Origin of the sequence: Streptomyces sp. WZ-12 (assembly GCF_028898845.1) — a bacterium.
GTDB lineage: Bacteria > Actinomycetota > Actinomycetes > Streptomycetales > Streptomycetaceae > Streptomyces.
Window position 1 is genome coordinate 6356984 of sequence record NZ_CP118574.1, and the last position, 20023, is coordinate 6377006.

At 73.6% G+C, this 20023-nt stretch carries 16 protein-coding genes; 6 read left to right on the forward strand and 10 right to left on the reverse strand.

Features of this window, described 5'->3' with window-relative positions; translation table 11 throughout:
- Nucleotides 1-160 precede the first annotated feature (160 nt).
- The 9 genes from sucB to PV796_RS27520 form a co-directional block, all read right to left on the reverse strand.
- Nucleotides 161-1897, reverse strand: coding sequence for a 2-oxoglutarate dehydrogenase, E2 component, dihydrolipoamide succinyltransferase (gene sucB / locus PV796_RS27480; protein ID WP_274916070.1), 1737 nt, complete (start codon nt 1895-1897; stop codon nt 161-163).
- Nucleotides 1898-1950: 53 nt separating this feature from the next.
- Nucleotides 1951-3339: a dihydrolipoyl dehydrogenase gene (gene lpdA, locus PV796_RS27485; protein WP_274916071.1), complete on the reverse strand. Its 1389-nt coding sequence runs from the start codon at nt 3337-3339 to the stop codon at nt 1951-1953.
- Nucleotides 3340-3652: 313 nt separating this feature from the next.
- Nucleotides 3653-5197, reverse strand: a complete 1545-nt coding sequence (locus PV796_RS27490) for a leucyl aminopeptidase (protein WP_274916072.1) — start codon at nt 5195-5197, stop codon at nt 3653-3655.
- 190 nt (nt 5198-5387) lie between these two features.
- A complete protein-coding gene (locus tag PV796_RS27495; RefSeq protein ID WP_274916073.1) occupies nt 5388-6194 on the reverse strand; it encodes an adenosylcobinamide-GDP ribazoletransferase in 807 nt (268 codons plus the stop codon).
- 52 nt (nt 6195-6246) lie between these two features.
- Nucleotides 6247-6963 carry a hypothetical protein gene (locus PV796_RS27500; RefSeq protein WP_274916074.1) on the reverse strand — a complete coding sequence of 239 codons (717 nt, stop codon included), beginning with the start codon at nt 6961-6963 and terminating at the stop codon, nt 6247-6249.
- Entirely contained in the window at nt 6960-8708 is a 1749-nt protein-coding gene (locus tag PV796_RS27505; protein ID WP_274916075.1) for a phosphatidylglycerol lysyltransferase domain-containing protein, read from the reverse strand. The genes PV796_RS27500 and PV796_RS27505 overlap by 4 nt, the downstream gene beginning before the upstream one ends.
- A gap of 104 nt (nt 8709-8812) precedes the next feature.
- Nucleotides 8813-9859 carry a nicotinate-nucleotide--dimethylbenzimidazole phosphoribosyltransferase gene (gene cobT / locus PV796_RS27510; protein WP_274916076.1) on the reverse strand — a complete coding sequence of 349 codons (1047 nt, stop codon included), beginning with the start codon at nt 9857-9859 and terminating at the stop codon, nt 8813-8815.
- Nucleotides 9860-9956: 97 nt separating this feature from the next.
- Nucleotides 9957-10604, reverse strand: coding sequence for a class I SAM-dependent methyltransferase (locus PV796_RS27515; protein ID WP_274916077.1), 648 nt, complete (start codon nt 10602-10604; stop codon nt 9957-9959).
- A gap of 62 nt (nt 10605-10666) precedes the next feature.
- Nucleotides 10667-11911: a bifunctional adenosylcobinamide kinase/adenosylcobinamide-phosphate guanylyltransferase gene (locus PV796_RS27520; RefSeq protein WP_274916078.1), complete on the reverse strand. Its 1245-nt coding sequence runs from the start codon at nt 11909-11911 to the stop codon at nt 10667-10669.
- Nucleotides 11912-12121: 210 nt separating this feature from the next.
- On the opposite strand from PV796_RS27520, the gene PV796_RS27525 reads away from it, so the two are divergent.
- Nucleotides 12122-12334 (forward strand): hypothetical protein, encoded by a 213-nt coding sequence (locus PV796_RS27525; RefSeq protein ID WP_274916079.1) that lies wholly within the window; start codon nt 12122-12124, stop codon nt 12332-12334.
- 65 nt (nt 12335-12399) lie between these two features.
- Here PV796_RS27525 and PV796_RS27530 read toward each other — a convergent pair whose 3' ends face one another.
- Nucleotides 12400-12996 carry a DUF3043 domain-containing protein gene (locus PV796_RS27530; protein ID WP_274916080.1) on the reverse strand — a complete coding sequence of 199 codons (597 nt, stop codon included), beginning with the start codon at nt 12994-12996 and terminating at the stop codon, nt 12400-12402.
- A 342-nt stretch (nt 12997-13338) separates the two neighbouring features.
- Between PV796_RS27530 and PV796_RS27535 the strand changes: the two genes are divergently transcribed.
- From PV796_RS27535 to PV796_RS27555, 5 genes are all read left to right on the forward strand, one after another.
- Nucleotides 13339-14121 carry a PspA/IM30 family protein gene (locus PV796_RS27535; protein ID WP_274919269.1) on the forward strand — a complete coding sequence of 261 codons (783 nt, stop codon included), beginning with the start codon at nt 13339-13341 and terminating at the stop codon, nt 14119-14121.
- An 80-nt stretch (nt 14122-14201) separates the two neighbouring features.
- Entirely contained in the window at nt 14202-14480 is a 279-nt protein-coding gene (pspAA, locus tag PV796_RS27540) for a PspA-associated protein PspAA (RefSeq protein WP_274916081.1), read from the forward strand.
- Between the two features lie 81 nt (nt 14481-14561).
- Entirely contained in the window at nt 14562-15872 is a 1311-nt protein-coding gene (locus PV796_RS27545) for a sensor histidine kinase (RefSeq protein ID WP_274916082.1), read from the forward strand.
- A 16-nt stretch (nt 15873-15888) separates the two neighbouring features.
- Nucleotides 15889-16575: a response regulator gene (locus PV796_RS27550; RefSeq protein ID WP_274916083.1), complete on the forward strand. Its 687-nt coding sequence runs from the start codon at nt 15889-15891 to the stop codon at nt 16573-16575.
- A gap of 233 nt (nt 16576-16808) precedes the next feature.
- Complete coding sequence (locus tag PV796_RS27555; RefSeq protein ID WP_274916084.1) at nt 16809-19982, forward strand: efflux RND transporter permease subunit; 3174 nt, start codon at nt 16809-16811, stop codon at nt 19980-19982.
- Nucleotides 19983-20023 lie beyond the last annotated feature (41 nt).

The following is a 20023-nucleotide window of genomic DNA, read 5'->3' on the forward strand; positions in this document are numbered from 1 at the left end:
TGCGTGGCCATTATCGCCGCCGGCGGACGCGCAAAAGGGCCGGCCCCGACTCGTCGTGCCGAGTCGGGGCCGGCCCCTTGCTCAACTACCGCTTCCCCAGGGGGAGTCGGCGGTCGGTTGCGATCCTCGCTCGCCGCGCGAGCGCGGGCTGTTCAGACGTTCAGAGACCGATTTCGGTCTCGAACTCCGCGGCCTCCAGGATCTGCTTGACCGTGGTCAGGTAGCGGGCGGCGTCGGCGCCGTCCACCAGACGGTGGTCGTAGGAGAGCGCGAGGTAGGTCATGTCGCGCACCGCGATGGTCTCGCCCAGGTCCGGGTGGTTGATGACCACCGGACGCTTGACGGTGGCACCGATGCCCAGGATGCCGACCTGGTTCGGCGGCACGATGACCGTGTCGAACAGGGCGCCGCGCGAACCGGTGTTGCTGATGGTGAAGGTCGCGCCGGACAGCTCGTCCGGGGTGATCTTGTTGGCGCGGACCTTGCCCGCCAGCTCCGCCGTCTTACGGGCGATGCCGGCGATGTTCAGGTCGCCCGCGCCCTTGATGACCGGGGTCATCAGGCCCTTCTCCGCGTCCACCGCGATACCGACGTTCTCGGTGTCGAAGTAGGAGATGGTGCCCTCGGCCTCGTTGATCCGGGCGTTGACGACCGGGTGGGCCTTCAGCGCCTGGACGGCGGCCTTGACGAAGAACGGCATCGGGGAGAGCTTGACGCCCTCGCGCTGCGCGAACGCGTCCTTGGCCTTGTTGCGCATCCGCATGATCGCGGTGATGTCCACCTCGACCACGGTGGTGAGCTGCGCCTGGCCGTGCAGGGCCTTCATCATGTTGTCGCCGATGACCTTGCGCATCCGCGGCATCTTGACGGTCTGACCGCGCAGCGGCGACGCCTCGATGACCGGGGCGCCCTTGGCGGGCGCGGCGGCGGCCGGGGCGGCCGGGGCCGGGGTGGCGGCCTTCAGTGCCTCGGCGGCGGCGATGACGTCCTGCTTGCGGATCCGGCCACCGACACCGGTGCCCTTGACCGTGGCGAGGTTGACGCCGTTCTCCGCGGCCAGCTTGCGCACCAGCGGGGTGACGTAGGCGCCGTCCGCCTCACCGGCCGCCGGGGCGGGGGTGACGGGGGCGGGCGCGACCGGAGCCGGAGCCGGAGCCGGCGCGGGGGCCGGAGCCGGAGCGGCAGCGACCGGGGCCGGGGTGGGCACCGGAGCCGGGGCAGCAGCGGGCGCCGGGGCGGGCGCGGGCGCGGCGGCCGGAGCCGGAGCGGCCGGGGCGGGGGCGGCGGCCGGGGCCGCGCCCTTGGCGCCGATGACCGCCAGCTTGGCGCCGACCTCAGCGGTCTCGTCCTCGCCCACGAGGATCTCCAGCAGGGTGCCGGAGGTCGGGGCCGGGATCTCGGTGTCGACCTTGTCGGTCGACACCTCCAGCAGGGGCTCGTCCTCCGCGACCTCCTCGCCGACCTCCTTCAGCCAGCGGGTCACGGTGCCCTCGGTGACGCTCTCGCCGAGCGCCGGAAGCAGGACGTCGGTGCCCTCGGCGCCACCCGCGGGGGCGGCGGCGGGGGCCTCGGCCACCGGGGCCGGGGTCGGCTCGGGCTGTGCGGCCGGGGCCGGGGCCTCGGCAGCGGCCGGAGCCGGGGCAGCGGCGGGGGCGCCGGTGCCGTCGTCGATGATGGCCAGCTCGGCGCCGACCTCCACCGTCTCGTCCTCGGCCACCTTGATGGAGGCCAGCACACCCGAAGTCGGGGCCGGGATCTCGGTGTCGACCTTGTCGGTCGACACCTCCAGCAGCGGCTCGTCGGCCTCGACGCGCTCGCCCTCGGCCTTCAGCCAACGGGTGACGGTGCCCTCGGTGACGCTCTCGCCGAGCGCCGGCAGGGTTACGGAAACCGCCATGGTTTCAGTTGCTCCTATCGCAAGTACGGATGTGGTCGCGCCCGGGACTGGGGTCAGTCGTGGGAGTGGAGGGGCTTGCCGGCCAGGGCCAGGTGGGCCTCGCCGAGCGCCTCGTTCTGCGTCGGGTGCGCGTGGATGAGCTGCGCAACCTCGGCCGGCAGGGCTTCCCAGTTGTAGACAAGCTGGGCCTCGCCGACCTGCTCGCCCATACGGTCACCGACCATGTGGACGCCGACCACGGCACCGTCCTTGACCTGGACGAGCTTGATCTCGCCCGCGGTCTTGAGGATCTTGCTCTTGCCGTTGCCCGCCAGGTTGTACTTCAGCGCAACGACCTTGTCCGCGCCGTACAGCTCCTTGGCCTTGGCCTCGGTGATGCCCACCGACGCGACCTCGGGGTGGCAGTACGTGACGCGCGGGACGCCGTCGTAGTCGATCGGGACGACCTTCTGGCCGGCCAGTCGCTCCGCCACCAGCATGCCCTCGGCGAAGCCGACGTGCGCGAGCTGGAGGGTCGGGACGAGGTCACCGACGGCCGAGATGGTCGGCACGTTGGTCTGCATGTACTCGTCGACGAGGACGTAGCCGCGGTCCATCGCGACGCCCTGCTCCTCGTAGCCGAGACCGGCGGAGACCGGGCCGCGGCCGATGGCGACCAGCAGCACCTCGGCCTCGAAGGTCTTGCCGTCGGCGAGGGTGACCTTGACGCCGTCGGCGGTGTACTCGGCCTTGTCGAAGAAGGTGCCGAGGTTGAACTTGATGCCCCGCTTGCGGAAGGCCCGCTCCAGCAGCTTGGAGCTGTTCTCGTCCTCGACCGGGACGAGGTGCTTGAGGCCCTCGATGACGGTGACGTCGGTGCCGAAGGACTTCCACGCCGAGGCGAACTCGACGCCGATCACGCCGCCGCCCAGGATGATGGCCGACTTCGGGACGCGGTCCAGCGTGAGCGCGTGGTCCGAGGAGATGATGCGGTTGCCGTCGATCTCCAGGCCCGGCAGCGACTTCGGCACGGAGCCGGTCGCGAGCAGGACGTGACGGCCCTGGACCTGCTGGCCGTTGACCGCGACCGAGGTCGGGGAGGACAGCCGGCCCTCGCCCTCGATGTAGGTCACCTTGCGGGAGGCGACGAGACCCTGGAGGCCCTTGTACAGGCCCGAGATGACCTCGTCCTTGTACTTGTGGACACCCTCGATGTCGATGCCCTCGAAGGAGGTCTTGACACCGAACTGGTCGGCCTCGCGGGCCTGGTCGGCGATCTCACCGGCGTGCAGCAGAGCCTTCGTGGGGATGCAGCCGTTGTGCAGGCAGGTGCCGCCCAGCTTGTTCTTCTCGATCAGGGCGACGTCGAGACCAAGCTGCGCCCCGCGCAGGGCAGCGGCGTAACCGCCGCTACCGCCTCCGAGGATCACTAGGTCGAAAACGGTGCTGGCGTCGTTCGCCACGTCACGTCCTCCATGCATGGGTGCGCCGGAGCCGGTCCACGACGACCGGATCGCGGCTGTTGTTCGGCCGCTTTAACTTCGGCCCTGGGTAAGGGGGGCCCTGTCCTGCCGAGAACCCATCTTCGCACTTGTTCAACGAAGGCGGGACGCGGGGCCGGGCTCCGGGCGGCGGATCGGCCGCCTCAGCGGGGTTACTCGTACGTACTCACGTGCGGATTTCGTTCAGGGCGAACACGCTTCGCCGTCAGCGTACCGACGGCCCCGGGCGCGGCGGACCCGGGGCCGTTCTGGTGCGGTGGACCGGGGAGCCCGGTCAGCCGAGGTCGCCCTCGGCGGTGTGCTCGGCCAGCCGCAGCAGGGTGCGGACCGCGGAGCCGGTGCCGCCCTTGGGGGTGTAGCCCCAGGGCGCGCCCTCGTGGAAGGCCGGTCCGGCGATGTCCAGGTGGGCCCAGGCGATGCCCTCGCCGACGAACTCCTTCAGGAAGAGGCCGGCGACCAGGCCGCCGCCCATCCGGTCGCCCATGTTGGCGAGGTCGGCCACGGGGGAGTCCATCCCCTTGCGGAGGTGGCCGGGCATCGGCATCGGCCAGGAGTCCTCGCCGACCTCCTCGGCGATCTCGTGGATCGCGGTGCGGAAGGCGTCGTCGTTGGCCATGATCCCGAAGTGGCGGTGGCCCAGCGCCAGCACCATCGCCCCGGTCAGCGTCGCCACGTCCACGATCGCGTCCGGCGCCTCCTCGGAGGCCCGGGTCAGCGCGTCGGCCAGGACCAGCCGGCCCTCGGCGTCGGTGTTGAGCACCTCGACGGTCTTGCCGCTGTACATCGTCAGGACGTCGCCGGGGCGGGTGGCGTTGCCGGACGGCATGTTCTCGGCGAGCGCCAGCCAGCCGGTGACGTTCACCGGGAGGTTCAGCCTGGCGGCGGCCACCACCGTGGCGAAGACCGCCGCGGCGCCGCTCATGTCGCACTTCATGGTCTCGTTGTGGCCGGCCGGCTTGAGCGAGATGCCGCCCGAGTCGTAGGTGATGCCCTTGCCGACCAGCGCCAGCGTCTTGGCGGCGTCGGCGTGCGTGTGCGCGATCCGCACCAGCCGCGGCGGTGCCTCCGAGCCCTGGCCGACGCCCAACAGGCCGCCGTAGCCGCCCTTCTTGAGCGCCTTCTCGTCCAGCACCTCGACGGTGAGGCCGAACTCCTTGGCGGCGGCCTGGGCCTGGGCCGCGAACTCCTTGGGGTCCAGGGCGTTGGAGGGCGTGTTGATCAGGTCGCGGGCGCGGTTCATCTCCGCGGCCACCACCTGGGCGCGCTCCGCGGCGGCCTTGAACTCCTTGTCCCGCGGCTTGCCGCCGAGGATCGTGACCTCGGCCGGCGGCGCCGACTTGGCGTCGTTCTTCTTGCCCTTGGCGCCCTTGCCGCCGCCGTTGTCGCCGCGGAACGCGGTGAAGGTGTACGCGCCCAGCAGCGCGCCCTCGCCCACCGCGGCGGCCGCGCCGGCGTCCGCCGTCGGCAGCGCGAAGGCGGCCTTCTTGGTGCCGGTCAGCGTCCGGGCCGCGCTGCCCGCCGCGCGCCGCAGCGCCTCGTGGTCGTGGTCCTCGCCCTTGGCCGGGGCGTCGCCCAGGCCGACCGCCAGCACGACCGGCGCCTTGACGCCGTCGGCCGCCGGGAGCTTGGTCACCTCGCCCTCGGCGCCACTCGCGCCGAGGGTCTCCAGCACGGCGGCCAACTTGCCGCCGAACGCCTTGTCCACGGCCTCGGCGCCGGGGGCCACCAGGAGGCCCTTGGCGCCCTTGGCCACGCCGACGACGACGGCATCCGCGCGCACCGTTGCGGCGGAGGAAGAACTGAGGGTCAGTGCAGTCACGGTGATGAAGGTCCTGTTCCGTCAGGGGTATCCGTATGTGCGCATGTGCGCTGCTGCGGCCGAGCCTACGCTCGGCCCGCCCGCCGGGCAGGGCCGGTTACGGCACCGGGACCCGAGGGGTGGCCGGCCGTTGGTCGGGCGTGGTGGCCAAGTCGCCCTGGGGGAAGGGGAGTTGAGGGGTGCGTGCGGTTCAGCCGAGGGCGAGGAGGACCAGGGCGGTCAGGCCGGCGGTCTCGGCCAGGGCGCCGAAGACATCGCCGGTCACCCCGCCGAACCGGCGCCGGCAGTGCCGCAGCAGCAGCTCCCCGGCGGCCAGCCCCGCCAGCGCGGCAAGTCCCGCGTGCAGCGCGCCGTACGGTCCGCCGACGCCCGCGCCGAGCGCCGCGCAGCCGAGCGCCACCAGTGCCGCGCACCCCGCGGCGAGCGGCACCGGCACGGTCCCGGCGACCGCCGCGCCCAGCCCCTCAGGGCGGGCCGCCGGCACCCCCGCCCGGGAGGCCAGGGTCAGCGCCGCGCGGGCGGCGACCGCCGCCACCACCGCGCCGGCCGCGCCGGCCGCCCACCCCGCCGCGTACAGCCCGGACAGCGCGGCCACCTGGGCGAGCAGGGCGAACAGCAGGGTGATGACGCCGAACGGCCCGATGTCGGACCGCTTCATGATGCGCAGCGCCTCCTCGGCGGGCTTGCCGCTGCCCAGCCCGTCGGCGGTGTCCGCGAGGCCGTCCAGGTGCAGGCCCCGGGTGAGCACCGCGGGCACCACCGCGCTGCCGATCGCGGCCAACAGCGGCCCGCCGCCGAGCAGCAGCACCAACCCGCCCAGCGCCGCCGCGCCCAGGCCGACGACCAGCCCGGCCACCGGCGCGCACAGCATCCCGCCGCGCGCCGCGGCCCGGTCCCAGCGGGTCACCCGCACCGGCAGCACGGTCAGCGTGCCGAACGCGAAGCGCAGCGCGTCGACGGGGGAGGCGGCGGGGGACGGGGGAGCGGTGTCGGTCACCGCGGCAGGGTACCCGGGGCGGGCGGCGCGAGCGCCGGCCGTGCCGAGCCGTTCACCCGCCGCGCGCGAACTGCACGTCGTACGGCTTGCGCGGCCGCCACCAGTCCCAGGCCAGGCAGATCGCCAACGCCACGGCCACCGCGGCGACATGCTCCTTGCCGGCCAGGTTGTTCTTGATGAACGCCACCTCGACGAGCATCGCGACGACCACCCCGACGCAGGTGAGGCGGGCCCGGTAGCGCCAGCAGACGACCACCGCCAGGCCGACCACCGCCGCCGACGGGCCGGTGTCGACCACGAACTTGTCGGCGTCCGGCAGCCCGATCGGACTGTCCGGGCCGATCCACAGGCCGAGTCGCGCGTACGTCGTCCCGGCGAGCGTGGCCGCGTAGGCGATCAGCAGCGTCTGCCAGCGGCCCAGGCAGATCTCGGCGATCCCGAAGACCACCAGGACCTGTGCCAGCGCGCCCCACACCGGCAGGTCCAGCGCCGGGACGAACAGCGACAGCGGGGTCCGCAGCAGCGCCAACCACAGGTGCTCGTATGCCTGCACCGAGCCGATGTTCTGCACCGCGTGCAGGCCCCAGGACTGGTTCTGGACGACGTGGAAGGCCAGCGTCAGGAAGACCGCTCCCAAGGTCAGCGGGATCGCCCGGAGTCTTCGCACCGCCAGCGTCGACCACACCTTCGCCAGGAGCGGTCCCCATTCGGCGCGCGCGGTGCGGCGCAGCGCGGCAACTCCCCGCCGCGCCGCCCGGGCCCGATTCATCTCACGTTCTCCAAATGCTTGCGGTTCAGCCACTTCGGCAGACCTGGCGCTTCGAGGAAACCCTCGGCGCGGGCCGCGGCGATACCGATCCGCAGCACGTCGGTGCTCTTCTCGAAGAGCATGTACCGGGGCTCCCAGACCGGCCGGTACTTGGCGTTGGCGCGGTAGAGCGACTCGATCTGCCACCAGCGGGAGAAGAAGCCGAGCAGCGAGCGCCACAGGCGCAGCACCGGACCCGCGCCGAGCCGCGACCCCCGTTCGAAGACGGAGCGGAACATCGCGAAGTTCAGCGAGAGCTGAGTGATCCCCACCTCGTCCGCGCGCTGGATCAGCTCCAGCACCATGAACTCCATGAGCCCGTTGTCGGACTCCCGGTCCCGCCGCATCAGGTCCAGCGACAGCCCCTTCGCGCCCCACGGCACGAAGCTCAGCAGCGCCCGCAACTCCCCGTCCGCGTCCCGGCATTCGAGCATCACGCAGCGGCCGTCCGCCGGGTCGCCCAGCCGCCCCAGCGCCATCGAGAAGCCCCGCTCGGTGTCCCCGTCGCGCCAGTCGTCGGCCAGGCGCACCAGGCGCGCCATCTCGTCGACGGGGATGTCCTCGTGCCGCCGGATGCGGACCGTGTAGCCGGCCCGCTCGATGCGGTGGTACGCCTGCCGCACGGTGCGCATGGCCCGGCCGGCGAGCGTGAACTCGGCGGTCTCCACGATCGCCTCGTCGCCCAACTCCAGCGCGTCCAGCCCGTGCCGGGCGTAGATCGTGCCGCCCTCCTCGCTCGCGCCCATCACCGCGGGCGCCCAGCCGTGCTCCCGGGCCTCGGCCAGCCAGCGCTCGATCGCCCCCGGCCACGCCTCCGGGTCACCCAGCGGATCGGCCGACGCCAGCGACACCCCGCCGACCACCCGGTACGTCACCGCCGCCTTCCCGCTGGGGGAGAACACCGCGCTCTTGTCCCGGCGCAGCGCGAAGTAGCCCAGCGAGTCCCGGTCGCCGTGCCGGGCCAACAGCCCGCGCAGCCGCTCCTCGTCGTCGGCGGTGATCGGGTCGGTGCTGCGCACGGACCGGAACGCCGCCCACAACACGGCCACCAACAGCGCCGCGCTCAGCACGTTGATGGTGCCGTTGACCCAGTTCGGGGTGGTGATCCCGGGGAAGGCGCGGTCGCCGGCGGCCAGCGACACCAGCCGCAGCAGGCCGTACCGCCAGCGCTCGATGAACGTCGAGGTGCCGGACGCCTGGTTGGTGGCCGTCACCAGGAGGGCCGCCAGCACCGAGGTGACCAGCAGGCCGCCGGCCGCGGTCAGCGCCGCCAGCTTGGGGTTGGCCCGGTCGCCCTTGGCGTAGAACTCCCTGCGGCCGGCCACCAGCGCCGCGGTGAACAGCAGCGTCAGCGCCAGCGACACCCAGTTCTGCGGGTGCGCCCGGAACTCCGGGAAGAGCGCCATCACCACGGACACCAACAGCAGGAACGCCCCGGACAGCACCAGGTTCAAGATCCACGCCGCCCGCTTCCGCCGGCGCAGCGTCACCGCCAGGAACAGCGAGAAGGCGCCCGAGGCGAAGCCGGCGGTGAGCAGGTACGGCGTGAAGAAGTCCGCGGCGTTGTGCCGCCGGATGTCGTTGCCGAACGACACCCACACCGCCCCGAGGACATTGATGAACGTGACGGCGCGCAGGTACCAGATGCCGAATGCGGCACCGCGCCGCGCCCACCGGCCGTGGGGGCGGTCTTCCTCCGGACTCAAAGCGATGTCTCCCGATAAAACGTGCAAAACGCGATCTTACGGGGAGCCGTCGCCGGACCGTCGGTGCGGTCGCGGCCGGGCGGCGCGCGGGCGCGGTAGGCGGATCAGTCGCGTACCGGAAGCTCCGCCGCCAGGGCCGCCGCCGCCCGCACCAGCGGGAGGGCCAGCAGCGCCCCGGTCCCCTCACCCGCTGTGACGCCGTGATCGAGCAGAGGGTTGAGCGCGATCCGGTCCAGCGCCTTGGCCTGTGCCGGCTCGCCGCTCGCCTGGCCGGCCACCCACCAGTCCGGCGCCCGGAACGCGGCCCGCTGCGCCACCAGCGCGCACGCCGCGGAGACCACGCCGTCCAGGATCACCGGGGTGCGGCGCACCGCGCTCTGGAGCAGGAAGCCGGTGAGCGCGGTCAGGTCCGCGCCGCCGACGGTCGCCAGCAGCTCCAACTGGTCGCCCAGGACCGGCCGGGCCCGCCGCAGCGCGTCCCGGATCGCCGCGCACTTGCGCATCCAGGCCAGGTCGTCGATCGGGTGGCCGCCCCGCCCGGTGACGACCGAGGCGTCCGTGCCGCACAGCGCGGCGATCAGGGTGCCCGCGGCGGTGGTGCCGCCCACGCTCAGGTCGCCCAGGACGACCAGGTCGGTGCCGGCGTCCGCCTCCTCGTCGGCGAGCGCCATGCCGGCCCGGAACGCGGCCTCGGCCTCGTCGGCGGTCAGCGCGTCCTCGATGTCGATCCGCCCCGAGCCGCGCCGGACGCGGTACCGGGTGACCTCCGCCGGCAGCTCCTCCGGGTCGCAGTCCACCGCCATGTCCACCACGCGCACCGGCACCCCGGCGCTGCGCGCCAGCACCGCGATCGGGCTCGCCCCGTCCAGGACGGCCCGCACCAGGTCCTTGGTGCCGCCCGCCGGCCGGGCCGAGACGCCGAGCTGCGCGACGCCGTGGTCGCCGGCGAACAGCAGCACCCGCGGCTGCTCGATCGGCCGGACCGGCACCCGCTGTTGGACGGCGGCCAGCCACCCGCCGAGCTCGTCCAACCGGCCAAGGGCGCCGGGCGGCACGGCCGTCCGGGACCGCCGCTCCTCGGCGGCCCGGCGCACATCGCCGTCGGGGCGCTCGATCAGGTGGGCGAAGTCATCGAGGTTCAGGGCGCTCATTGGGCGCAGATTACCGGCATCGGCGCGCCGGCGCGGCGCGCGGCAGGGACGGCGCCGCAGCCGCCGCCGGTGCGCGCCGCGCTCCGCCGACGGTCCGTCACCGGGCGCCCCGTGCCGCGAACCGCACCGCGCAGACCACCGGCCGCGGCCCGGACCGCCCGCCCGCGGCCAGCGGCCGGGTGCGCACCGCGGCGACGCCCGGGTGGAGCCGGGCCGGCAGCGCCAGCGCCGCGGCCCACCAGGGCAGCGCGTCCACCACCAACGCCCCGCCCGGGAAGTGCGCCGCGCACACCCCCAGCAACTCCCGGAGCGTGCCCGCGGGCGCCCCCGACACCGCCACGACGACCCCGCGCTCCACCGGGCCCACCAGGGCGGGCCAGTCCGCGCCGGGCCCGGTACGGGCGACGGTGCGCCGCCGCGGCCCGTCCGGCAGCACCATCCGACGGGCCGCGGCGTCCGCCGTCGGCAGCACCGACAGCCAGGTCAGCCGCCCGTTGTCGAGCCGCCCGAAGCCGGTGCCGAGCCCCTCGCCGAGCGCGACCACGGTGGCGTCCGGGCGGTGCCGCAGATAGCCGCGGACGGCCGCCTCGGCGGTGGCGCTCAGCTCACCGGGGCGGGCGGGGGCGCGGCCCGGGGCGGCCACGGCGGACGGGCCGGCGGGGGAGAAGGGGGCGGGCGGAAGCGAGGACGGCCCGACGGCGCCGACGAGAGGGGCGGGTCCGTCATACCGGAGAGGTTCGGTCACGGCTCCAGCGGACCGCTCGGCGCGCCCCAGGGCAAGCGGACACGGGCCGCGCCGGGCCGCCGTCAGCCGCGCAGCGCAAGCGCCTGGCCCGCGACCACCAGCAGCACCTGCTCGCACTCGGCGCCGAACGCCGCGTTCAGCCGGCCCAGTTCGTCCCGGAAGCGGCGCCCCGCCGGGGTCGCCGGGACGACGCCAGAACCGACCTCGTTGCTCACCGCCACCACCCGCCGCCGGGCCCCGCGCACGGCCGCCACCAGCGCCTCGCAGCGCTCCCGCAGCGCCCGCCGGCCGCCCGCCTCCCAGGTCGCGTCGTCCCACGCCCCGACCTCGTCCATGGCGTGCGTCAGCCACAGCGCCAGGCAGTCGATCAGCAGCGGCGGCGCGGTCTGGGGCTCGGCCAGCAGCGGTACCAGATCGCAGGTTTCGGCGGTCCGCCAGCCCGCCGGGCGCCGCTCGCGGTGCAGTGCCACCCGCTGCGCCCAGTCCTCGTCGCCCTGTCGCGTGCCGCCGGTGGCCACGTACACCACCTCGGGGAACGCCAGCAGCCGCCGCTCGGCCTCCACCGACTTCCCGCTGCGCGCCCCGCCCAACACCAGCGTCCGGCGCGGCAGATCGGGCACCGCGTGGTACTCGCCGACCACCAGGGACGTGCCGTCCGGCACCGCGCGGGCGCCCAACGCGGCCAGCCGGCGGTGGAGTTCGGGCCCGGGCGGCACCGCGTGGTCGAGGTGCACCGCGACCACGTCGGTCGCCGCGTCCACCGCGCCGCTCGCCCGCAGCCGGGCCAACGCCTCCGGCCGCGCCAGCACGTCCAGCAGCACCAGGTCGTACGGTCCCGGGCGGCCCGCCGCCGAAGTCGGGCCGCCCGCGGCGCCGTTGGCCTCGCCCAGCCCGGCCGGGGCCGCGCCCGGCGGCAGGTACAGCAGCCGCTCGCCGGCGCCGCCGGTGACCTCGTAGCCGGTGCCGGGGACGTCCACCGCGACCGCCCGCACCCGGTGCCCGCCCAGCAGCGCCAGCGCCCGCCCGTCGGCGACCCGGCCCGGCTGCGGCAGCCCCGCCGGCACCTCCAGCGCCGGCCCGTCGTGCGGATGCGAGAGCAGCACCTGACGCACCCCGCCCAGCGACCGGCCCGCCCGGGCGGCCGCGAACGCCGGCCCCGGCGTCAGGTCGAGCAGCAGCGCGCCGTCGACGAGCAGGGCGGTCGCCGCCCGGGCCTCGTCGCCGACGGCGGTCGCGCAGGCGGCGCACGGGCAGTCGGGGCGCGGCAGCCCCTGCGGGGCCCCGGTGCCGAGGAGAGTCAGGTCCACGCGCGTAAGTCTCTCGTGTTCGGACGGCGCGAGCGCGCGGGGCGCCCACCGGACACCGCCGTTGGGCGGCCGGGGAGTACGGAGTCCCTCTCGACAGGGCCGTTAGGCTTCCGATCAAGTGGGGATCCACGATCACCAGGCACGGCGTGGGGCGGGGTGTCCGGCCCGCGCCGGGGATCGGCGGACCCGGTGGGACTCCAGGAGGCGCACATGGCGTGGACGTGGCGGTTCGAGAAGACGGACGGTTCGGAGGCGGTGCCCACCGTGGAACCGGAGGAGTTCACGACCCAGGGGGACGCCGAGTCCTGGATCGGGGAGCAGTGGCGCAACCTCCTCGACGGCGGCGTCGACCAGGTCCGGCTCTTCGAGGACGGCAGCGAGATCTACCCGGGGCCGATGAGCCTGCACGCTGACGAGGAGTGAGCGGGAGTGGGGGCCGGCGCGCGCCGGCCCCCGTGTCCGCTGCCTAGAGGGTGCTGCCTACGGGGTCAGGGCCGCTGGCCGCGCTTGACCTGCGGCTTGGGCAGCCGCAGCCGGCGCATCTGGAGCGTGCGCATCACGGCGTAGGCGCGGGCGCCCTTGGCGTTCTCCTTGGGGAAGCGCTCTTCGAGCCGCTTGCCCAGCTTGAACCAGATCACCGCGGAGTCCACGACGATCAGCACGATGATCACCAGCCACAGCAGCAGCGCCAGCGACTGGATCTGCGGCACCCGGATCATCGTCAGCACCAGGATGATCACGGCAACGGGCAGGAAGAACTCCGCCGCGCACCACCGGGAGTCGACGTAGTCGCGGGCGAAACGGCGCACCGGACCCTTGTCGCGCACCGGCAGATAGCGCTCGTCGCCGTTGGCCAGCGCCTCCCGCTGGCGGGCCATGTCGGCGCGGCGGGCCTCCCGCTGCGCCTTGGTGGCGTCCTTGCGGTTGGTCGGTGTCTGCGCGCGCGTGCGACGCTGCGACTGGGCGGCGCTGCGCTTGGGCGTCGGGCGACCCTTGGGGGCCTGCGGATCGCGGGGCTGCTGGGGCTCGGACGCGGTCACCTTGGAGGCCGCGGCCTGCTCATCCTTCGAACGGCTTCGGAACACAACACCCAAGAGTACGTGCTCGCCGGGAATGAGCCAGGGGCCGACCGGGAACGCTCTGTCTCAGCTACTGCGGGGAGGCGCCCCCGACACCGGGCGGCGACCGCCCCGCGCGCGGGCACATGCGGACAGACCGGGCAGTACGGCGGCGCCTTGGGGCCGCCCTACTCCCTGGGCTGGAGAAGCCGGGCGCCCTGATCGTCCTGGAGGAGGAGCGCATCCGGGCCCGAACAGTGCGGTAATGGAAGCAAGGCCCGTACTGTGGGGTCTGTAGATGTGCTGGAGCCTAAGCCCGATGAAAGTCGGGTCAGAAGGGGGCGCGCGAGGCCCATGAGCGATGGTGTCATGAAGCGGATGGGGATGATCTTCCGCGCGAAGGCCAACAAGGCCCTTGACCGGGCTGAAGACCCGCGCGAGACCCTCGACTACTCGTACCAGAAGCAGCTCGAACTGCTGCAGAAGGTACGCCGCGGCGTCGCCGACGTGGCGACCTCCCGCAAGCGCCTGGAGCTGCAGCTCAACCAGCTCCAGGGCCAGTCCGCCAAGCTGGAGGACCAGGGCCGCAAGGCGCTGGCGCTCGGCCGCGAGGACCTGGCCCGCGAGGCGCTGACCCGGCGCAGCGCGCTGCAGCAGCAGGTCACCGACCTGGAGACGCAGCACCAGACGCTCCAGGGCGAGGAGGAGAAGCTCACGCTCGCCGCGCAGCGGCTCCAGGCCAAGGTCGACGCCTTCCGCACGAAGAAGGAGACGATCAAGGCCACGTACACGGCCGCCCAGGCGCAGACCCGGATCGGCGAGGCGTTCTCCGGCATCTCCGAGGAGATGGGCGACGTCGGCCTGGCGATCCAGCGCGCCGAGGACCGGACCGCGCAGCTCCAGGCCCGGGCCGGTGCCATCGACGAGCTGATGGCCTCCGGCGCGCTGGACGACCCGTCCGGCATGGCCAAGGACGACATCACCGCCGAGCTGGACCGGCTCTCCGGCGGCAGCGACGTCGAGCTGGAGCTGCAGCGGATGAAGGCCGAGCTGGCCGGGCCCTCCGCCCAGCAGCAGGCCATCGAGGGCGGCCAGGGCGGTGCCGCCCAGCAGGCCCCGCAGCAGCAGCACCCGCGTCTCGACAAGCAGTGACCGACGGCGGCGGGCCGCCCCGTTAAAGGAGACGGTCCGCCGCCGTCGACCCCGCCCGACCGGAACCAAGGGAGACCGTCGTGATCGTACGGATCATGGGGGAGGGGCAGGTGAAGCTGGACGATGCCCACTTCATCGAGCTCAACAAGCTGGACGACGAACTGCTCGCCGAGATGGAGAGCGGTGACGAAGCCGGATTCCGGCGCACCCTCGGGGCCCTGCTGGACTCGGTCCGTCGCCTGGGCTCCCCGCTGCCGGACGACGCCCTGGAACCCTCCGAACTGATCCTCCCCGGCCCGGACGCCAGCCTGGCCGAGGTCCGGGAGATGCTCAGCGACGACGGCCTGATCCCCGGCTGACCGGCCGGTACACCGCACACCCAGCGCACTACGGCAGCGCCCCGGCCCCCGCGTGGGACCGGGGCGCTACCGTTTCCTGATGTGACCGTCCCGAGCCCCTGCCCCGCGCGCCGCGACGCCGTCCCGGACGCGACCCGGGTCGCCCGGCTCCGCCAGTGGAACCTGACGCATCCGCTCACCTTCGACGCCGTCGTGGCCGCGGTGGCGTTCGTGGCGATCCTGTGCGGCGCGGTGGCCGGGCCGCACGGCCCGCACGGCGCCCACCTGCCCCGGTTCGGCGCCCGCGAACTCACCGCCACCACCGTGGTGTTGGCCGCCCTCGCCTGCGGCGCGCTGGTGCTGCGCCGCCGACTGCCCCGCGCGGTGCTGGCCGTGACCGGCGCGCTGACCATCGTCGAACTGGTCGCCCAGTCCAACGACCCGCGCGCCCCGGTCGCCGGCGCCGCGGTGATCGCCCTGTTCACCGTCGCCTCCCGCACCGACCGCCCCACCACCTGGCGGATCGGCGCCCTCACCTGCGTCGTGCTGACCGCCGCCGCGATGTTCTTCGGCCACCGCGCCTGGTACGCCCAGGAGAACCTCGCGATCTTCGCCTGGACCGGGATGGCCGCGGCCGCCGGCGACGCGGTCCGCAGCCGCCGGGCCTACGTCGACGCCATCCGCGAGCGCGCCGAACGCGCCGAGCGCACCCGCGAGGAGGAGGCCCGCCGCCGGGTCGCCGAGGAGCGGCTGCGCATCGCCCGCGAGCTGCACGACGTGGTCGCCCACCACATCGCCCTGGTCAACGTCCAGGCCGGGGTCGCCTCGCACGTCATGGACAACCGGCCCGATCAGGCCAAGCAGGCCCTGGCGCACGTCCGGGAGGTGTCCCGGTCGGCGCTGGACGAACTGCGCGCCACAGTCGGCCTGTTGCGGCAGTCCGACGACCCGACGGCGCCCACCGAACCGGCGCCCGGCCTCGGCGTCCTGGACCAGCTCGTCGAGGGGTTCGTCCGGGCCGGCCTGCCGGTCGCCCTGGAGCTGCCGCCCGGGCCCGGGCCGGCGCTGCCCGCCTCGGTGGACCTGACCGCCTACCGGATCGTCCAGGAGGCGCTCACCAACGTCCGCAAGCACGCCGGCGACGGCGCCCGCGCCACGGTGCGGATCGCGCACACCGACGGCGCGCTGACCGTGACCGTCCTCGACGACGGTTCCGGTGCCGCGGCGGGCGGGCGTCACGGCTCCGAGGAGGGGGCCGTGACCGAGCCCGGCGGCGGCCATGGTCTGATCGGGATGCGCGAGCGGGTGCAGGCGCTGGGCGGCACGGTCGCCACCGGGCCCCGCGCGGCCGGCGGCTTCCAGGTGCGGGTCACGCTGCCGTTGGGCGGCGCGCGCACCGCGGGGACGACATGAGGGCGAGGGCGGCTGGATGACCATCAAGGTGCTGTTGGCCGACGACCAGACGCTGTTGCGCAGCGCGTTCAGGATCCTGGTCGACTCCGAGCCGGACATGCGGGTGGTGGGCGAGGCGTCCGACGGGGCGCAGGCGTACGAACTGGCCCGCGCCGAGCGCCCGGACGTGGTCCTGATGGACATCCGGATGCCGGGCACCGACGGCCTGGCCGCCACCCGCATGATCGGCCAGGACCCGGAGCTGACCGGCGTGAAGGTGGTCATCCTGACCACCTTCGAGGTCGACGACTACGTCGTGGCGTCGCTGCGGGCCGGCGCCAGCGGCTTCCTGGGCAAGGGCGCCGAGCCGGACGAACTGCTGCACGCGATCCGGATCGCGGCCGGCGGGGAGGCGCTGCTGTCGCCGGCCGCGACCAAGGGCCTGATCGCCAAGTTCCTCGCGCAGGGCGAGGGGACCGGCGGCGACGGGGCCGGCGGCCCGAAGACCGAGCGGCTGGCCACGCTCACCGGCCGGGAGCGCGAGGTGCTGGTGCTGGTCGCCGGCGGGCTCTCCAACGACGAGATCGCCGAGCAGCTCGACGTCAGCCCGCTCACCGTCAAGACCCACGTCAACCGCGCGATGGCCAAGCTGGGCGCCCGCGACCGGGCCCAACTCGTCGTCATCGCCTACGAGTCGGGGCTGGTCCGCCCGCGGGCGCACTGAGACCGGAGCGGGCGCCCGTACGCCCAGGGGTGCAGGGCGGGTGGAGGGGCCCGTACTACGGACGCGGTACGGGGGGCGGCCGGAAACCGACCTGCGAGCGAGGGAAACCGGCCCGGCCGTGACGGAGGGTGTAGGTGGGCCGGTTTCGGCCCTCCGTCGGGCCCGAACGCGGCTCCGCCGGCGTTCCCCGCCCCCGATACCCGCTTTTCTGAACAGAAGAGAGACCCGCACCCATGTCCTGGCTGTCCCGAATCAGCCTCGTACAACGGGGCCTGATAGCGCTGATGTCGATCGTCGCGATCGCCTTCGGCGCCATCGCGATCCCGCAGCTCAAGCAGCAGCTCCTGCCCTCCATCGACCTGCCGATGGTCTCGGTGGTCGCCCCGTACCAGGGCGCCTCGCCCGATGTCGTCGAGAAGCAGGTCGTCGAGCCGCTGGAGAACGGCCTCCAGGCCGTCAACGGCATCAAGAGCGTCACCTCGACGTCGAGCGAGGGCTCGGGCGTCGTGATGGCGGAGTTCGACTACGGCAACGATTCCAAGACCCTGGTCGCCGACGTCCAGCAGGCCGTCAACCGGGCCCGGGCGAAGCTGCCCAAGGACGTGGACCCGCAGGTGGTCTCCGGCGGCACGGACGACCTGCCCACCGTCGTCCTCGCCGTCTCCTCCACGACGAAGGACCAGCAGACCCTCGCCGACCAGCTCAACCGCACCGTCGTCCCGGACCTGAAGAACATCGACGGCGTCGGCCAGGTCAACGTCAGCGGGGTGCAGGACCGGATCGTCGCGGTCACCCCGGACGACGCCAAGTTGGCCGCGGCCGGCCTGAGTTCCGCCGCGCTCGGCCAGGCGCTGCAGGCCGGTGGCACGGCGGTGCCGGCCGGTGCCTTCTCCGAGGACGGCAGCAGCAAGACCGTGCAGGTCGGCGCCGGCTTCACCTCGGTCGGGCAGATCAAGGACCTGATGGTCACCCCCGCGGCCGGCGGGACGGGCGGCGGCCAGGGCGGCAAGGCGGTCCGGCTCGGCGACGTGGCCACCGTCAAGGAGACCTCGGCCACCCCGACCTCCCTCACCCGCACCGACGGCAAGCCCAGCCTCTCGGTCAGCGTGACGATGAACCAGGACGGCAGCGCGGTCGCCATCTCCGACGCCGTCAAGGGCAAGCTGGACGCCATCCACAAGGACCTGGGCGCCGGCTCCCGCGTCACCATCGCCTCCGACCAGGGGCCGCAGGTCTCCAAGTCCATCGAGTCGCTGACCACCGAGGGACTGCTCGGCCTGGTCATGGCCGTGATCGTGATCCTGGTCTTCCTGCTGAGCCTGCGCTCGACGCTGGTCACCGCGGTCTCCATCCCGCTGTCCGTGGTCATCACCCTGATCGTGCTGTGGACCGGTGACCTGTCGCTGAACATGCTCACCCTGGGCGGCCTGACCATCGCCATCGGCCGGGTCGTGGACGACTCGATCGTCGTCCTGGAGAACATCAAGCGGCACCTGGGCTACGGCGAGGAGCGCCGCGAGGCCATCCTCAAGGGCGTCAAGGAGGTCTCCGGCGCGATCACCTCCTCGACGCTGACCACGGTCGCGGTCTTCCTCCCGATCGGCGTGGTCGGCGGGATGGTCGGCGCCCTCTTCGGCTCCTTCTCCATCACCGTCACGGTGGCGCTCCTCTCCTCCCTGCTGGTGTCGCTGACCGTGGTGCCGGTGCTGTCGTACTGGTTCCTGCGCGCCCCGCAGATACCCGCCGGCACCGACCCCGAGGAACTGCGCCGCAAGGCCGAGGAGAAGGAGTCCCGCAGCGCCCTGCAGCGGCTCTACGTCCCGGTGTTGCGCTTCGCCACCCGCCGTCGCGGCATCAGCCTGCTGATCGCCGTGGTGATCCTCCTCGGCACCTTCGGCATGGCGCCGCTGCTGAAGACCACCTTCTTCGACCAGGGCAAGCAGGACACCCTCAGCATCAAGCAGGAGCTCAAGCCCGGCACCAGCCTGAGCGCGGCCGACGCGCAGGCCAAGCGGGTCGAGAAGGTGCTCGCGGCCAACAAGGACGTGCAGGACTACCAGGTCACCGTCGGCTCCTCCGGGATGATGGCGGCCTTCGGCGGCGGCTCCAGCGCCAACCAGGCCAGCTACCAGGTCAAGCTCAAGGGCTCCGCCGACTCCGACAAGGTCACCAAGGACCTGCACGCCGCGCTGGCCAAGCTGGGCCCGGCCGCCGGCGACACCTCCGTCACCGCGGGCGGCGGCGGCTTCGGCAACCAGAACCTCAGCGTGGTGGTCAAGGCCGCCGACGCCGGCGTGCTGAAGCAGGCCAGCGAGCAGGTCCGCAAGGCCGTCGCCGGCCTGGACCACGTCACCGACGTCCAGAGCGACCTGGCGCAGAGCGTGCCGCGGATCTCCGTGACGCCCAACGACAAGGCCGCCGCGGCCGGTTACAGCCAGGCCACGCTCGGCGCGGCCGTCGCCCAGGCGGTCTCCGGCACCCCCAGCGGCAAGGCCGTGCTGGACGACACCGAGCGCGACGTGGTGATCAGGTCGGCCCACCCGGCCACCACCGAGGCCCAGTTGAAGGACCTGCCGCTGCCGACCCCGTCCGGGATGGCCCGCCTCGGCGACCTGGCCACCGTCAAGACGGTGCCCGGGCCGGTCCAGATGACCCGGATCGACGGTGCCCGCTCGGCGACCGTGACCGCCAAGCCGACCGGCGACAACACCGGCGCGGTCTCCGCCAAGCTGCAGAGCGAGATCACCTCGCTGAAGCTGCCGGCCGGCGCCACCGCCACCGTCGGCGGCGTCTCCCAGGACCAGACCGACGCGTTCGGCAAGCTGGGCCTGGCCATGCTGGCGGCCATCGCGATCGTCTTCCTGCTGCTGGTGGGCACCTTCCGGTCCATCGTCCAGCCGCTGATCCTGCTGATCTCCATCCCCTTCGCGGCGACCGGCGCGCTCGGCCTGCTGGTGGCCACCGGCACCCCGATGGGCGTCCCGGCCATGATCGGCATGCTGATGCTGATCGGCATCGTGGTCACCAACGCCATCGTGCTGATCGACCTGATCAACCAGTACCGCGCCAAGGGCTACGGCGTCGTCGAGGCGGTCATCGAGGGCGGCCGGCACCGGCTCCGCCCGATCCTGATGACCGCGCTGGCCACGATCATGGCGCTGCTGCCGATGGCGCTGTCGATCACCGGAGACGGCGGCTTCATCTCCCAGCCGCTGGCCGTGGTCGTGATCGGCGGTCTGATCACCTCCACCCTGCTCACCCTCCTCCTCGTCCCGACGCTCTACGCGATCATCGAGCTCCGCAAGGAGCGCCGGGCGAAGAAGAAGGCGGCCAAGCGGGCCGGGCAGGACGGCGGCCCCGCGGCCCCCGCGGACGCCGACCGGACGCCGGAGCCGGCCGGGGTGTGACGCCCGTCCGCTCCGGATGCCCTGGAGGAACGGCCTGACCG

What these genes read in the sequence shown, in the direction of transcription:
- sucB (WP_274916070.1), bottom strand. Translation starts at nt 1,897, where the DNA reads ATGGCGGTTTCCGTAACCCTGCCGGCGCTCGGCGAGAGCGTCACCGAG.
- PV796_RS27500 (WP_274916074.1), bottom strand. Translation starts at nt 6,963, where the DNA reads ATGAATCGGGCCCGGGCGGCGCGGCGGGGAGTTGCCGCGCTGCGCCGC.
- cobT (WP_274916076.1), bottom strand. Translation starts at nt 9,859, where the DNA reads ATGAGCGCCCTGAACCTCGATGACTTCGCCCACCTGATCGAGCGCCCC.
- PV796_RS27525 (WP_274916079.1), top strand. Translation starts at nt 12,122, where the DNA reads ATGGCGTGGACGTGGCGGTTCGAGAAGACGGACGGTTCGGAGGCGGTG.
- PV796_RS27535 (WP_274919269.1), top strand. Translation starts at nt 13,339, where the DNA reads ATGAAGCGGATGGGGATGATCTTCCGCGCGAAGGCCAACAAGGCCCTT.
- PV796_RS27550 (WP_274916083.1), top strand. Translation starts at nt 15,889, where the DNA reads ATGACCATCAAGGTGCTGTTGGCCGACGACCAGACGCTGTTGCGCAGC.
- PV796_RS27555 (WP_274916084.1), top strand. Translation starts at nt 16,809, where the DNA reads ATGTCCTGGCTGTCCCGAATCAGCCTCGTACAACGGGGCCTGATAGCG.